This window comes from Stenotrophomonas sp. SrG (assembly GCF_050031795.1).
Lineage (GTDB): Bacteria > Pseudomonadota > Gammaproteobacteria > Xanthomonadales > Xanthomonadaceae > Stenotrophomonas > Stenotrophomonas rhizophila_A.
On sequence record NZ_JBNBBE010000001.1, the window covers coordinates 154,550 to 167,898 of the forward strand.

The 13,349-nt window shown below is 65.4% G+C and carries 14 protein-coding genes; 10 read left to right on the forward strand and 4 right to left on the reverse strand.

Annotation, left to right across the window (positions count from 1 at the left end; all coding sequences use genetic code 11):
- Positions 1-74: 74 nt before the first annotated feature.
- Positions 75-1,205 carry a DUF3667 domain-containing protein gene (locus ACQG3P_RS00695; protein WP_426803877.1) on the reverse strand — a complete coding sequence of 377 codons (1,131 nt, stop codon included), beginning with the start codon at positions 1,203-1,205 and terminating at the stop codon, positions 75-77.
- A gap of 256 nt (positions 1,206-1,461) precedes the next feature.
- Here ACQG3P_RS00695 and ACQG3P_RS00700 point away from each other — a divergent pair, with 256 nt between their 5' ends.
- From ACQG3P_RS00700 to ACQG3P_RS00710, 3 genes are all read left to right on the forward strand, one after another.
- Positions 1,462-2,289: a transporter gene (locus ACQG3P_RS00700; protein ID WP_320458984.1), complete on the forward strand. Its 828-nt coding sequence runs from the start codon at positions 1,462-1,464 to the stop codon at positions 2,287-2,289.
- A gap of 31 nt (positions 2,290-2,320) precedes the next feature.
- On the forward strand, positions 2,321-2,488 hold the full coding sequence (locus tag ACQG3P_RS00705) for a hypothetical protein (protein ID WP_320458983.1): 168 nt from the start codon (positions 2,321-2,323) through the stop codon (positions 2,486-2,488).
- A 97-nt stretch (positions 2,489-2,585) separates the two neighbouring features.
- Positions 2,586-2,918 carry a hypothetical protein gene (locus tag ACQG3P_RS00710; RefSeq protein WP_426803878.1) on the forward strand — a complete coding sequence of 111 codons (333 nt, stop codon included), beginning with the start codon at positions 2,586-2,588 and terminating at the stop codon, positions 2,916-2,918.
- Here the strand turns inward: ACQG3P_RS00710 and ACQG3P_RS00715 are convergent.
- Positions 2,833-3,960 carry an alpha/beta hydrolase family protein gene (locus ACQG3P_RS00715; RefSeq protein WP_426803879.1) on the reverse strand — a complete coding sequence of 376 codons (1,128 nt, stop codon included), beginning with the start codon at positions 3,958-3,960 and terminating at the stop codon, positions 2,833-2,835. The genes ACQG3P_RS00710 and ACQG3P_RS00715 overlap by 86 nt on opposite strands.
- 5 nt (positions 3,961-3,965) lie before the next feature.
- The gene (locus tag ACQG3P_RS00720) at positions 3,966-5,387 is read right to left on the reverse strand and encodes an FAD-containing oxidoreductase (protein WP_426804026.1); all 1,422 of its coding nucleotides are present in this window, start codon (positions 5,385-5,387) and stop codon (positions 3,966-3,968) included.
- A 50-nt stretch (positions 5,388-5,437) separates the two neighbouring features.
- On the opposite strand from ACQG3P_RS00720, the gene ACQG3P_RS00725 reads away from it, so the two are divergent.
- From ACQG3P_RS00725 to ACQG3P_RS00755, 7 genes are all read left to right on the forward strand, one after another.
- On the forward strand, positions 5,438-5,890 hold the full coding sequence (locus tag ACQG3P_RS00725; RefSeq protein ID WP_426803880.1) for a DUF4275 family protein: 453 nt from the start codon (positions 5,438-5,440) through the stop codon (positions 5,888-5,890).
- 45 nt (positions 5,891-5,935) lie between these two features.
- Positions 5,936-6,898 carry an alpha/beta hydrolase gene (locus tag ACQG3P_RS00730; RefSeq protein WP_426803881.1) on the forward strand — a complete coding sequence of 321 codons (963 nt, stop codon included), beginning with the start codon at positions 5,936-5,938 and terminating at the stop codon, positions 6,896-6,898.
- A 235-nt stretch (positions 6,899-7,133) separates the two neighbouring features.
- The gene (locus ACQG3P_RS00735; protein ID WP_426803882.1) at positions 7,134-8,789 is read left to right on the forward strand and encodes an acetolactate synthase large subunit; all 1,656 of its coding nucleotides are present in this window, start codon (positions 7,134-7,136) and stop codon (positions 8,787-8,789) included.
- 36 nt (positions 8,790-8,825) lie between these two features.
- Positions 8,826-10,208, forward strand: coding sequence for an aldehyde dehydrogenase family protein (locus ACQG3P_RS00740; RefSeq protein WP_426803883.1), 1,383 nt, complete (start codon positions 8,826-8,828; stop codon positions 10,206-10,208).
- A gap of 246 nt (positions 10,209-10,454) precedes the next feature.
- The gene (locus ACQG3P_RS00745) at positions 10,455-10,949 is read left to right on the forward strand and encodes a hypothetical protein (protein WP_157771735.1); all 495 of its coding nucleotides are present in this window, start codon (positions 10,455-10,457) and stop codon (positions 10,947-10,949) included.
- A 119-nt stretch (positions 10,950-11,068) separates the two neighbouring features.
- The gene (locus ACQG3P_RS00750; protein ID WP_426803884.1) at positions 11,069-11,359 is read left to right on the forward strand and encodes a hypothetical protein; all 291 of its coding nucleotides are present in this window, start codon (positions 11,069-11,071) and stop codon (positions 11,357-11,359) included.
- Between the two features lie 400 nt (positions 11,360-11,759).
- Positions 11,760-12,077 carry a hypothetical protein gene (locus ACQG3P_RS00755; RefSeq protein WP_426803885.1) on the forward strand — a complete coding sequence of 106 codons (318 nt, stop codon included), beginning with the start codon at positions 11,760-11,762 and terminating at the stop codon, positions 12,075-12,077.
- A gap of 569 nt (positions 12,078-12,646) precedes the next feature.
- On the opposite strand, the gene ACQG3P_RS00760 is transcribed toward ACQG3P_RS00755, so the two are convergent.
- A complete protein-coding gene (locus ACQG3P_RS00760) occupies positions 12,647-13,222 on the reverse strand; it encodes a metal-dependent hydrolase (protein WP_426803886.1) in 576 nt (191 codons plus the stop codon).
- Between the last annotated feature and the right edge of the window lie 127 nt (positions 13,223-13,349).

Sequence of the window (13,349 nt, forward strand, 5' to 3'; positions counted from 1 at the left end):
GAGCATGACGGCGCGCTCATCCGCACTCCACCGAAATAGGTGCAGGCAGGCTGGGTAAAACTACTTAGCCCGGATCAGACCCGGGCAAGGCTGGCAATGGCGAGAATGACGGTCGCGGTGGTGACCACGGTGAAGTACAGCCATCCCAGCGCGACGAACTTGAGCGTGGTCACCAGCCGGGATTGTGCGTACACCCGCCGTTGCATCAGCCAGAGATACAGCGGCATCCACAGCAGCAGTGCCGTGATCAGCAGGCCGATGACACCCCCCGCGCCAGGCACGGCGGCAAGCTGCCCACCCAGCATCGACAGCAGCAGGATGCCCAGCAGCGCCACGCACAGGAACGCGTGGCTGTACAACGCCACCACCAGGTGCTCCAGGTACAGCCTTCCACTGCCCAGGTAGAACACCTTCAGCAGCACGGCAAACAACGGCACCAGCACGAACAACGCCGAAGGCACCGAGCCGAAGAACGCGTTGACCAGCAGCTGCGGCCGTTCGCTGATGCGGGGCAGGTTGTTGCGGATGATCTCGGCCTGGCCGGTCAGCCAGCGGTTGGCGAACCCGGGCAGGAAACCGATCTCGACCGGGTCTGACTTCTGTGTCGCCATGTCCTGCACGGTGAACGGTTTGGCCGCGGCGGGCTTGCGCGCGGACGCGACCGGTGGATGCTCCTTCAGTTCGCGCTCGCGTTTTGCGGCCTGCCTGTCCACCTTGGCAATGGCACTGTCGATCGGCGCGCGAAGGGACTCGGGCATTGCCTCACGCGATTGCTGCAACGGCGCCAGCAGCGCGCGGCGGACCTGCTGGACCTCGTCGTGGGTGGTGGCATCACGGAACGCACCCGGCACTTCCGGCGGGCGGGGCGTCTGGCTTACCAGGGCACCTGCGTCCACGTGCACCGCCACCCGTGCCACGAAGAAAGTCAGCACGCTCAGGATCACGAACAGGCGGATCGGCGGGATGTAGCGGGTACGGTGCCCGGCCAGGTAGGCGGCCGCCAGCCGGCCGGGCAGCAGCAGCTGGTGCAGGGTGCGGAAGATGCGCCCATCCAAGTGCCAGAATGATTCGAACACCTCTTCCACCGCGTGCCCGAAACTGCGCACCGGGCTGTGGGCGGACTGGCCGCATTCATGGCAGAAATCGCCCTGCAGCGGGGTGCTGCAGTTCTCGCAGGCGGCAGGGTGGGCAAGGGCGGAGTGCATCAGTGCGCGGAGCCGGGCAGGAAAGGCGCCTACGATAGTGGGGGCGGGGTGCCGGTGCCAGTGCCGGCATGCATCAATCACTGGGCGGGGGTCGGTAGAAGTACCGAAGCAGATCCGGGGGCCATCGGCCATCCTCGAACGCACGTTCGCGCACTGCGGATGCTGTTCCCGTTCGCCCTGTTCGCGGCGGGGTTGCTCGTTTACGAGCAGGTGCGCCAGCGCACTTCCATCACCTTGTTGCTGTTGGGGGTTTGCCATGCCTGTTTCACCACGTTGCACCCGCCCGCTGCGCCGGCGCCATGGTTTTGTGTCGCTGTTCCTGGCGGCAGCGCTGGCAGGACTGTGCCAACCGGCGTGGGCGCAGGATGCCGATGCCCTGGCCAAGAAACTGTCCAACCCCGTCGCGGCACTGATCAGCGTCCCGTTTCAGTACAACTACGACGACGGCTACGCCAATGGCGGTTATCGGCATACGCTCAACATCCAGCCGGTGGCACCGTTTGCCATTTCCGAAGAATGGAATGTCATCTCGCGCACCATCCTGCCGGTGGCCTACCAGAAGGATGTGATTCCCGGCACCGACCAGGCCGGCCTGGGCGACGTGACCCAAAGCTTCTTCTTCTCGCCGAAGGAAACCGGCCCGTCCGGCGTGGTCTGGGGCATCGGGCCAGCGCTGCTGCTGCCAACCGGTACCGATGACCTGGGCGCCGATACCTGGGGTGCCGGTCCCACCTTCGTGCTGCTCAAGCAGGACAAGAGCTGGACCGTGGGCGCGCTGGTGAACCACATCTCGGACATCGCCGGCAGCGGCTCGCGCCGGCGCGACATCAGCAACACCTTTGTCCAGCCGTTCCTGGCCAAGGCCTTCCCGGGCGGCCGCACGCTGGCCTTCAACATCGAGTCCACCTACGACTGGAAGGCCAGCCAGTGGACCGTGCCGCTCAACATCCAGTACTCCAAGGTGAGCAAGCTGGGCAGCCAGATGATCAGCTACCAGGGCGGCGTGCGCGCCTACCTGGATGGCCCGCGTGGCGGGCCGGACTGGGGGGTCCGGTTCACGGTCACGTTGCTCTACCCGAAGTAGAGTCGGCTCACCCCCTTACGGAACGCCGACCATGCCACTGACCGACAAGCAACTTGCCATTCTTCGGGCCATCGAGGCGACCGACCCTGTGTCAGCCGACGATGCCACCTGGGCCGTCGCCGAAGGTCTGGCGGTGCAGGCCGAAGACAGCGATATCGACCTGACCCCTGCAGGCAAGGGCGCATTGGGAGAGGCGTAGTACCGGCACGCCTTTCGCGCGCACTGCATGCCGGCTGCACGCGCGCTCCACACCGCGCTGCCTACAGTGACTGCCATTCCCCGACGGCGCCCATAGCGTGAACCTGCAGACCTCCATGCCCCTCCCGCTTCCGCGCCGCCCGCTGCCGGACAGCTGCCAGTTCGAACTACTGGATGTGAACGCGTTGCAGGACCCGTGCAGTGGGCGCATCGTGCACTTGTACTCGATGGTGGCGCGCTGCCTGTCGTGCGAAGTGGTGTTCAAGGCGCAGGAAGGCGAGGGCTTCGTCAGCACCTCGGCCGCACGCGTGCTGCGCTGCCCCTCGGGTTGCGGCCAGCAGTCGCTCAGGGGCGCCGCGCTTCGCCAGTGGGGCGCGCAGGCAACGAGCGGCTTTGAATCGACACCGCTTCCACAATCTGTTCGGGCGTAAACGCGCAATGTCCTTCGCCGGTGGGCGGTAGCGTCCTCGGCTGGGGCGTCGCGCCAGCCTTGGCGGCAAGTGCCGGGTAGACCGGCTCGAAGCGGGGCGTCACGGACGGGTCGTTAAGGTTGTACTGCAGCAGCAGCGGCCGGCGCAGCGCACCGGTCAGGCGCAGGTCGCGGTCAAGCTTCGCGTTTGCCTCGGGATCCGCGGCAATGCGCCGGACGCCGGCGTTGAACGCTTTGTCGTCGCCAAAGCCGGCATATACCGTGTCCTTGTTGCTGACCGGAAGGCCGCCGCTGATCTTGACCAGCTGCTGGAACACCAGGGCATGCAGGCTGAGGGTGCCAGCCAGCTCATCCACCTTCAGCTCCAGGCGTTTTGCCAGTACTGCGGCTGCCTCCGGGCGGGACTGCACGGCAGCGGTGATGGCGTCGACCATCTCCCCCTGCGGCAACGTCGCAGCGGCAGCCGAGCTCAACCCATCCTCGGGCAGGCCGTTGGCGCCAGGGAAGAAGTACTCGAACGCCACCAGCGAGGTGAGCACTTCGGCGGCCAGCACATCGCCGGGCAGGTTGGCGCCGCACATCGAGATGCCACCGCTGTAGTGCTCCGGCATCCGTTCCAACGTTCCGATCGCCACCGCGCCCCCCATCGAAAAGCCCAGGATCCAGCTGCGTTTCGTGTCTGGATGGCGGGCCATGAACTGCGCGCGCAGCCGCTCAAGGTCATCGATGGCTTCGCGCACGGCCCAGCCCTGGTCGGCGTACCCACTCTGCGCCACTGCATAGCCGGCCTTGACCAGCGCCTCGCTCCACGGGTTGCCCGGCCAGGGGTCCGGGCGCGGCGTTCCGACCGGCTCGAAGCCATGGGCGTACATCACCAGTTCGCCGTTCCAGTGGGCCGGCACGTCGATGCGCCAGGGGGCGCCCTGCAGCGTGCCCGTTTCGCTGTGGGTTTGCGGCGTTACCGGGGCCTTGGCCCAGCTCGGCGGAAGCAGCAGGGCGGTGCACAGCCCCAGGCACAGCGAGACGGTCGCAGCAGTACGCATCCAGATCATCCTCGGTCAGGTGCCGGCGCAAGATCGACCAGCAGCGTGGGAATCAATTCGGAAACCGTGGGGTGGATCGGCACCGCCCAGCGCAGCTCATCCAGCGGCCGGTCGGCACTGATCATGTCGAGGATGCCGTGGATGGCCTCATCGCCGCCAGTGCCAAGGATCGCCGCGCCCAGGATCCGCCGGGTTTCGGCATCGGCCACCACCTTCATGAAGCCCTTGGACTCCCCTTTTTCCACCGCACGGCCGACGCGGGTCATGGGCCGCTTGGAGAACAGCAGGGGGCGGCCGGACTTCATCGCCTCGGCCTCGGACATGCCCGCACGGCCCAGCGGCGGGTCGATGTACAGCGCGTAGCCGGGCACCCGGCTGCTGACCCGGCGGTCCTCGCCATCCAGCAGGTTGGCGGCGACGATCTCGAAGTCGTTATAGGCGGTATGGGTGAACGCCCCACGGCCGTTGCAGTCACCCAGCGCCCAGACACCGGGCGCCGAGGTCTGCAGGTGGTCATCCACCGTGATGTACCCACGTTCGTCGCGCTCGATGCCGGCGGTGTCCAGGCCCAGGTCCTCCGTATTGGGCCGGCGCCCGATCGCCATCAGGACGTGGCTGCCGACCATGCGCGCGTCCTTGCCGCCGGCCTGGAAGGAAACGGCGATGTCATCGTCCACGCGCTCGAACGCGATCCTGTCCGCGCCGGTATGTATCTCGATGCCCTCATCCTCCAGGATGCCGCGTACCGCCTCCGATACATCGGCGTCCTCGCGCGCGATCAAGCGTTCACCCCGCTCGATGATCGTCACCTGCGCGCCGAAGCGCCGGTACATCTGTGCGAACTCCAGCCCGATGTAGCTTCCGCCCACCACCATCAGATGGGCGGGCAGGGCATCGAGCGCCACGATGCTGCTGTTGGTCAGGTAGGTAACGTCCGGCAGGCCGGGCATCTCCGGCACCGCTGCACGCCCGCCCACGTTGATGAAGATGCGCGGCGCGGTAAGCCGCTCGCCGTTGACCACGATGGCGCCGGGCCCATCGAAGCGGGCATGGCCGCGGATCAGCTCCACGTTGGCCATCCCGGCAAGCCAGTCTTCATTGCCCTTGCGCGAGTCCATGATCACTTTGCGGGCGCGGGCCTCGACCACGGTCATATCCACGCTGACCGGTCCGGCGCTGAAGCCGTACTCAGCACCACGCCGCGCCATCTGTGCGGCGTACGCGCTGGCCACCAGCGTCTTGGTCGGTTTGCAGCCGGTGTTGACGCAGGTGCCGCCCACCAGGTGACGCTCGATGATGGCCACGCGCATACCGGCCGCGTCCAGCCGCCCGGCCAGTGAGGGTCCCGCCTGGCCGGTGCCGATGATGATGGCATCGAAGGCGCGGGCGGCAGCGGCGGGACCCTGCGCGGAAGAGGGGTTGGACATGGCAAGACCCTTGTTGTGTGTACCAATGGCCATTCAATACACTCGTTGGCGTGAGCGCCACGCAGATCATCCGCCAGTACACCGAAGCAGAGGCCAAGGAACTGGCCCGGGACTGGCTTGCCGTCTTCGGACGCGACCGCCAGGGAATCAACAACAAGGCCTTCATGTGGCATGTCTTCAGTTCGGGACGCTATCCCAGCCTCGCTGATGCCGAGGCCAAGGCGGAGTACCAGCAACAGACCGGGGTGGCGTTCGTCGTGCTGTCCAACGACCGCAATGCCGCCTACCTGACCGGCGATCTTCCGGTGAAGCCAGCCTGGTCGGACTGTTATGTGTTCCCACCCAATCTTGCCTGGACCATGGCATTCACCCACGAAGCGGGTTGGCTGGGTCCGTACTTTGCCCGCCACCATGATTTCGTGAGGCTGGAAGCGGAGAACCAGGCCATGCTGCGCAAGGCGCAGGAACGCACGGCGGCGCGCGCGAAGGGATGGTGCGATTAGGTGCACGTTGTATGATTTTCGTTCGATCACCATGGAGAGGTAGCGTTGAACAAACTTGTTACAGGCGTGCTGCTTGCACTGATTCTCACCGGGTGTGCCAAGACGCCTGAGACCCCGGACTCCAAGCCGCTCGCCGAAGCGCCGTTGGCGGCCCCGACGATACCGACCAAGGCCTCGGCCCTGGGCGGCCAGCGTGGTGACGGCGCTCCCTATGAAGTGGTGGGAAGCGAAGTCTGGAATGTTCCCGACCCGGTTTCCGGGCGGACGTACCAGGTGTTCGTTGCGCTGCCGGCGTCCTACGCGGACAGTCCGGAGCGCAGATACCCGGTCCTCTATGTCACCGATGCCGACTACGCGTTTCCGTTGGCGCGGCAGATCGGCCGTCGATTGAACGTGGAAGGCCCCAAGCTGGAAGAGTTCATCCTGGTGGGCCTGTCCTATTCGGTGGGTGACGAAGGCATGCCCAGCCGCCGCCGCGACTACACCCCGACACCCAACGGCCCGAGCAGCGCACCGGCCGACGCGGTGCATGGGGGCGCTGCGCCTTACATCACGTACCTGCGGGAGCAGGCCCTGCCGTTCGTCGCCGGCCGCTACCGCACCGACGAAAGCCGGCGCCTGCTGCTGGGCCATTCCTACGGCGCGTTGCTGGGCAGCCAGATCCTGTTTACCGATCCGGGCATGTTTGCGGGCTACATCATGGGCAGCCCATCGTTCTGGTATGACCGCAATGTCATGTCGCGGTTCGAGAGGGACTACGCAGGCAGCCACAAGGATCTGAAGGCATCGGTGTACATGTATGTCGGCGAGCGTGAAACGCCGGCCTTCGGCAACGACGCGGACATGGTGGCCGATGCGAAGAACATGCAGGCCGCGCTGCGCGCGCACAACTACCCGTCACTGCGCCTGAAGCTGGATGTGCTCAACGACGAGGACCACCTGAGCGTGGCCCCGCGCGGGCTGACGCACGGGCTGAAGTATCTGCTTGGCAAGCAGCCGGGCGGCTGACGGGATCACGGCCTGTGGAGGGTCAGGTTTGATCATCCACAGGCGCCACAGGCGCGTTCTGTCTGACCCCCTGTACCTTGCGCCATAACAACCCCCCTGGCATGGACCGCACCGTCCTGCCAGCTGAGGCTGTCATTCAGATGGCCGTACACGGCCCCGGGCGTATAGTCGATCCACACTACGTTTCCCCATGGCACCGAGCTCTCCGGAGTTCATCACCGCAAGGATCGACGCAATGCCCAAGGGCTCAGACCTGCTGGTCGCCGCACTCGAAAACGAGGGCGTGGACCGCATCTTCGGCGTTCCGGGCGAGGAAAACCTCGACTTCCTGGAATCCCTTCGCAACTCCAGCATCGAGCTGGTCCTCACCCGCCACGAACAGGCGGCCGCGTTCATGGCCGCCACCCACGGCCGCCTCACTGGCAGACCGGGCGTCTGCCTGGCCACCCTCGGCCCCGGCGCGCTGAACTTCTCCACGGGCGCGGCCTACGCCCACCTGGGTGCCTGGCCGATGATCCTGATCACCGGCCAGAAGGCGGTCATGAGCGCCAAACAGGCCCGGTTCCAGATCGTGGACATCGTGGCCTCGATGAAGCCGCTCACGAAAATGACCCGGCAGATCGTCAGCGCAGCGGCCATCCCGGCCACCGTGCGGGATGCTTTCCGCGTGGCCATGGAAGAGCGGCCGGGCCCGGTCCATCTGGAGCTGCCAGAGGACATCGCCGGCGAGGAAGTGGACGACGTTCCAGTCATTCCGGTCCACCCGCTGGAGCGCCCCATCGCCCACGCCGCTGCGCTCGACCGCGCAGCAGAAGCGATCCTGGCCGCCAAGCGGCCGCTGGTGATGATCGGCGCGGCCTGCAGCCGGCCGTGGCTGACCGAATCGCTCTCCACGTTCGTGGCGCGCACCCGGCTGCCGTTCTTCAACACCCAGATGGGCAAGGGCGCGGTGACCGGCGGCTCCAACCTGTACATGGGTACCGCTGCGCTTTCCGAAGGCGACTACGTCCACGAGGCCGTGGCGCGCGCCGACCTGATCATCGCCATCGGCCACGATACCGTTGAGAAGCCGCCGTTCCTGATGAAGGGCAAGGGCGGGCCCAAGGTCATCCATGTCGGCTTCCAATCCGCCACGGTCGAGCAGGTCTACCACCCGGATATCGAGGTGATCGGGGACATCGGCGCCACCGTGGATGGCCTCGCCGAGCGGCTGGAAGGCAAGGTGTCCGAAGACCAGGGCATGGTCGACCTGCGCCAGAAGATCCTGTCGCGCCTCAACGACCGTGCCGAGGAGGACCGCTTCCCGGTCACCCCGCAGCGGTTGGTGCACGACGTGCGCGAGGCCATGCCGGAAGACGGCATCGTCTGTCTCGACAATGGCATGTACAAGATCTGGTTCGCCCGCAATTACCGCACCCATGTGGCCAACACGCTGCTGCTGGATAACGCCCTGGCGACCATGGGCGCGGGCCTGCCGTCGGCAATGATGGCCTCGATGCTGTACCCCAACCGGCGCGTGCTGGCCGTGTGCGGCGATGGCGGCTTCATGATGAACTCGCAGGAGATGGAAACCGCCGTGCGGCTGGGCCTGAACCTGGTGGTGATCATCCTCAATGACAGCGCCTACGGCATGATCCGCTGGAAGCAGGCGGTGGATGGCTTTGAAGATTTCGGCATGCGCTTTGGCAACCCGGATTTCGTGCGCTACGCCGAAGCCTACGGCGCCAAGGGCAGTCGGGTGACCTCGGTGGAAGCGCTGGTGCCCACGATCGAAGCCGCCTTTGCCGGCGGTGGCGTGCACCTGCTGGACGTGCCGATCGACTACTCCGAAAACACCCGCGTACTGGTCGACGAGCTGCGCAACCGCACCCCCGATGTGGGCTGTGCGTAACCGCCACCGTTGACCACTGAATACAAGGAACCCCACATGTTGACCGTAGTACAAGCCTTCGACCGCGCCCCCATCCAGGACGTTCCGTTCGATGACGCCGCCGCGCTGGAGCGCAAGCTCGGCAATGCCGAACGCGTGTTCAAGGACCGCGATGGCTGGCTCAAGCCGCATCAGCGCATTGCCATCCTGCGCAGGCTGGCGGCCCTGATGGAAGCCAAGCGTGACCACCTGGCCATGCAGATCGCGCGCGAAGGCGGCAAGCCGCTGCCCGATGCCATTGTCGAAACCAACCGCGCCATCGATGGCGTGCACAACGCCGCCGATGAACTGCGCAACTTCGCCGGCCGCGAAATCCCGATGGGTCTGTCGGCAGCGGCCGAGAACCGCTGGGCGTTCACGACCAAAGAGCCGCTCGGCATCGTCGCCGCCATCTCGGCGTTCAACCACCCGCTGAACCTCATCGTCCACCAGGTTGCCCCTGCCATCGCGGTGGGGTGCCCGGTCATCATCAAGCCGGCCTCGACCACGCCACTGTCCTGCCTGGAGTTCGTGGCGATGGTCCACGAGGCCGGCCTGCCCGAGCCGTGGTGCCAGAGCTTCATTCCGGAAGGCAACGAACTGGCCGAAGCACTGGCCACCGACAAGCGCGTGGCCTTCCTCAGTTTCATCGGCTCGGCGCGGGTGGGCTGGTCGCTGCACTCCAAGCTGGCCCATGGTGCGCGTTCGGCGCTGGAACATGGCGGGGTGGCACCTGCCATCGTGGACCGCAGCGCGGACCTAGCCAGGATCATCGAGCCCATCGTCAAGGGCGGCTACTACCACGCCGGGCAGGTGTGCGTGTCCACCCAGCGCATCTTCGTGCACAACGACATTGCCGAGGACTTCACCGAAGCCCTCATCGCACGTGTGGAGAAGCTGCGCACCGGCGACCCCACCCTGAAGGACACCGAAGTAGGCCCGCTGATCCAGCCGCGCGAAGCCGACCGGGTGGCCGAATGGATCGACGAGGCAGTGAAGGGTGGGGCCACGCTCGCCACCGGTGGCAAGCGCCTTTCCGAAACCACGCTACAACCCACCGTGCTGCTCAATCCCGCCGATGACGCCCGAGTCACCACGCAGGAGATCTTCGGGCCGGTGGTGGCGGTGTATCGCTACAGCGAGCTGGACGAGGCCATCTCACGCGCCAACTCGCTGCCCACCGCGTTCCAGGCCAGCATCTTCGCCCAGGATATCGACGTGGCCATGCGCGCGGCCAACCGCCTGGATGCCTCGGCCGTGATGATCAACGACCCCACCGCGTTCCGCACCGACTGGATGCCGTTTGCCGGCCGCCGGGAATCGGGCTATGGCACCGGCGGCATTCCGTACACCATGCGGGACATGTCGCAGGAGAAGATGATCCTGATGCGCAGGAGCTGAGCCCGCGCCCGGAAACGGTATGTTTTCTGGGTGGGGCACAGTAGTTGTACGGGGGCGCAGGGGTAGGGCAGCTGATGCAATAGCACTGCATCCGCCGCCCGCCCTGTCCTGGAGAGTCACATGCGCTTCCTGGCACGTTCGTCTTCCGTCACGCTCATCGTTGCAGCGCTCGCCACCAGCGGGTGCCAAAGCACTCCGCCGCCTGCTGAACCTTCAGCGCCTGCGCCCCGGGCGTTGCCGGGCCCCATGACAGCGGCTTCTGCCGGGGTGACGTTGCAGGGGCAGATCACCGCCATCGATACCCGCACCCGCGCGGTGACGGTCACCGGTGCCGACGGAGGCAGCCTGGACTTCATCGCCGGCGCCGACGTGCGCAACTTCAACCAGCTGAAGGTGGGCGACAAGGTCACCCTGGATTACCAGGCCGCCGTCGCCCTGGACCTGCAGCCGGCAGGCAGCGCGCCGGTCGGCGTGACCAGATCGCAGGCCGGTACCGTGCCGATCCGCGGCGCCACGCCGGGTGGGGCGCGTTCGAACACCATCGAGATCGTCACCGAGGTGGCGGCCGTGGACCCGGTGGCCAACACCATTGCGCTGCGAGGGCCGCGCGGCAACACCCAGATCATTGCGGTGGAGCGCGAAGACCTGCGAGCCAAGCTCCCCAGCGTAAAGCGCGGCGACCTGCTCAAGATTTCCTATACCGAAGCCGTCGCGCTGGGCATCCGCCGCGACAGCCCCTGACACAACGGCGGGGGAGGCCCGGGGCAGGTGGGTGTACGCCTGCCCCGGTGGGGCACTTGACGGGCCAGTGGGGCAGCCTTGAAGATCGGCGTATTCAGCCTGCCGTCCAAGGATTGACCATGTCTGGCTTCATCGGTGCCCTGTTGGAAGGCATTGTCGATTTCGTGACCGACATCTGGGTGCTTCGCCGGCAGCGCGCCGCGAATGGCCGGGCGGCGAACTCGTGGAGTGAGGATGCGGCGGATACGGCTGTGTTCAATGCCTGGGTGATCGGCTTGTCGATCCTGGCCCTGGCTGTCGGCAGCATCATGGTCTTCGTGCTCAAGCTGCCGCTGTGGATGAGCCTGGGGCCGGTCGTCGCGGTCGGCATCTACGTGGGCTACCGCTGGGTTGCGCTGACGCGCGCTTGATCGCGCACCGTGTGTCGAATGCGTCACGCGTTCGGATTCGCCGAGTCGAACACTTCTAGCGCGGCGAACACCTCACTCGTGACCGGGTGCCAACGAAAACACGCCACAACGCACGGAATTGCGTACCAACGGCCCGTTCCACACCACGCATAGATGGCGTCGATCAAACGCGGCCAATCGAAAGATCAAAACAACTTCCGCTATGCTCATGCCCGCGACATGGTTGAACCTCGGAGCGTAAGAACTCCTAAAGAGATGCAACACGTTGAACTCCCCGCGTCGGGAGGGTGACGAAATACAACACCCTTTGGAAATACGTCGCGCCGGTCTCTTTACGGTTCTTAACCTCCCGACTCCCTCGCCATCCCGGCGAGGGAAGTTCCCTAACGGAGGTTCCACCATGTCCAGCCATTCCACCGACGCATCCTCTAGCGCAGTCGCCAGCCAAAAGCTCTGGTGGCGCAAGCCCAAGAGCGTCATGACCAACGCGCTGCACCACGACGGCCTTGTTACGTTTCCCGGCTGTCCACCCATTCCTTGCCTGAAGCTGCGCGGGCTATGGATTCACGCTCTCGGCATCGAGCCGGGTACCCGGTTGTATGTTGAGACAAAGCCGGGCGTCATCATCCTCTCGGTTGAACAAGCTGGCGTAACCGACATGCCTTCAGTGGCGTATCGAAAGGCTGTGCGCACTCCAGTCCATCTTGATAGGCAATGAACACTACCAGCGTCGTTCATAGCTGAGACTAGCAGCACATTACAGCGATCTCGCGATCGGAATGCTACAGGTGAACGTACAATTCTCGGAACGAAGAACCTCGGCTTACACGCCGAAGCAGGGCGAACAATGACAAAGACATCAGGTAGTCCGACCACCCAATCCTCATCTGCGAGTGCAACTGCCCGCAAAGCAGAGCACGCTGCACGCGAAGCGACCGCAACACCTTCCACGGCTGGTGCCAAGGCTGGGGCGGAAGCGCCGGCGTCAAGGCGAAAGACCTCGGCGCCGAAATCCTCACTTGCACTGGCCGGGCCAGTGCGAGGACGCACCAGCACGTTCCCGCTGAGAAAATTCCGCGTCTATGGATGCAGCCTGACCAAAGCACAGCGAATCAGTGCTGTCTTCTCAGTCATGAAAAAGAGATAGCCGGAAGACTATAGCGGCGTGGAGGCGCCGGTGCGGTGAGCGGCCCCGCAAAGCGCGCGCAGACGCGAGCAGTCGCTCAGCCCCACACCGTTTGCTGTTTCGATCGAGTGACTGACGCCCATCAGGAACATCTCAGCCGGCTATCTCCCCAGCGCAATCGACCATGTGAGAAATGCGGCCCAGGCCGGAAGGACGAGCAGCATCCACCCTGCAAGCTCCCGGAACCTCAGGCGGCCGGACACAGCGATCAGGAGCGCGAATACTGGACCCAGCACGCCGATCTCGATCAACAGGTTCCGCCAGAGATAGAAGTTGTCGAACGCCAGCGATCCTGCACTTGGAAGAACGCCGGCCGGGATGCTGACTCCGCCATCGAGAGGCCAGAATAGCGGAACAGGGTGAGCACCCACCAGCAGGTCGAGCAGCGGGTGGGACATCCCGGCGGCCAGCAACCACCTGAGCTTGAGGTTCGCGGTGACAGATCGCGCCAGGGTGAGTTTGACGAAAAGCGCGGCACCTACCGCCAAGAGCAGGCTATGACTGAACCGGGGATCTGCCGCGTAGTCGAAAAACCAGACAGCGAAGTAGTCCAGATCTGGCCCCACAGCCAAGGCAACGAAAGGAACCGCCGCCCAGCGCGACGAACCGCGTTGCTGCGAGTTGCAGCACAGGTACATTGTGAGTCCTGCCGAGGCATGGGCGGCGATGGAAGACATCGATTCAGTTGTTGGTGATCAGCAGCGAGCTTGACCCGCCCGCATGGGCGGCTGATGGTGCCTGTGTGTGGCGGGGGTGAAGCCTGAGCCGAGCGGGGCAGGGGATCAGGAGGGCCTGTTGGCGGGG

Coding starts and splice junctions, on each gene's coding strand:
- ACQG3P_RS00740 (WP_426803883.1), top strand. CDS start 8,826: ATGTTGACCGTAGTACAAGCCTTCGACCGCGCCCCCATCCAGGACGTT.
- ACQG3P_RS00720 (WP_426804026.1), bottom strand. CDS start 5,387: ATGTCCAACCCCTCTTCCGCGCAGGGTCCCGCCGCTGCCGCCCGCGCC.
- ACQG3P_RS00700 (WP_320458984.1), top strand. CDS start 1,462: ATGCCTGTTTCACCACGTTGCACCCGCCCGCTGCGCCGGCGCCATGGT.
- ACQG3P_RS00735 (WP_426803882.1), top strand. CDS start 7,134: ATGCCCAAGGGCTCAGACCTGCTGGTCGCCGCACTCGAAAACGAGGGC.
- ACQG3P_RS00760 (WP_426803886.1), bottom strand. CDS start 13,222: ATGTCTTCCATCGCCGCCCATGCCTCGGCAGGACTCACAATGTACCTG.
- ACQG3P_RS00745 (WP_157771735.1), top strand. CDS start 10,455: ATGACAGCGGCTTCTGCCGGGGTGACGTTGCAGGGGCAGATCACCGCC.
- ACQG3P_RS00715 (WP_426803879.1), bottom strand. CDS start 3,960: ATGCGTACTGCTGCGACCGTCTCGCTGTGCCTGGGGCTGTGCACCGCC.
- ACQG3P_RS00755 (WP_426803885.1), top strand. CDS start 11,760: ATGTCCAGCCATTCCACCGACGCATCCTCTAGCGCAGTCGCCAGCCAA.
- ACQG3P_RS00705 (WP_320458983.1), top strand. CDS start 2,321: ATGCCACTGACCGACAAGCAACTTGCCATTCTTCGGGCCATCGAGGCG.
- ACQG3P_RS00750 (WP_426803884.1), top strand. CDS start 11,069: ATGTCTGGCTTCATCGGTGCCCTGTTGGAAGGCATTGTCGATTTCGTG.
- ACQG3P_RS00695 (WP_426803877.1), bottom strand. CDS start 1,205: ATGCACTCCGCCCTTGCCCACCCTGCCGCCTGCGAGAACTGCAGCACC.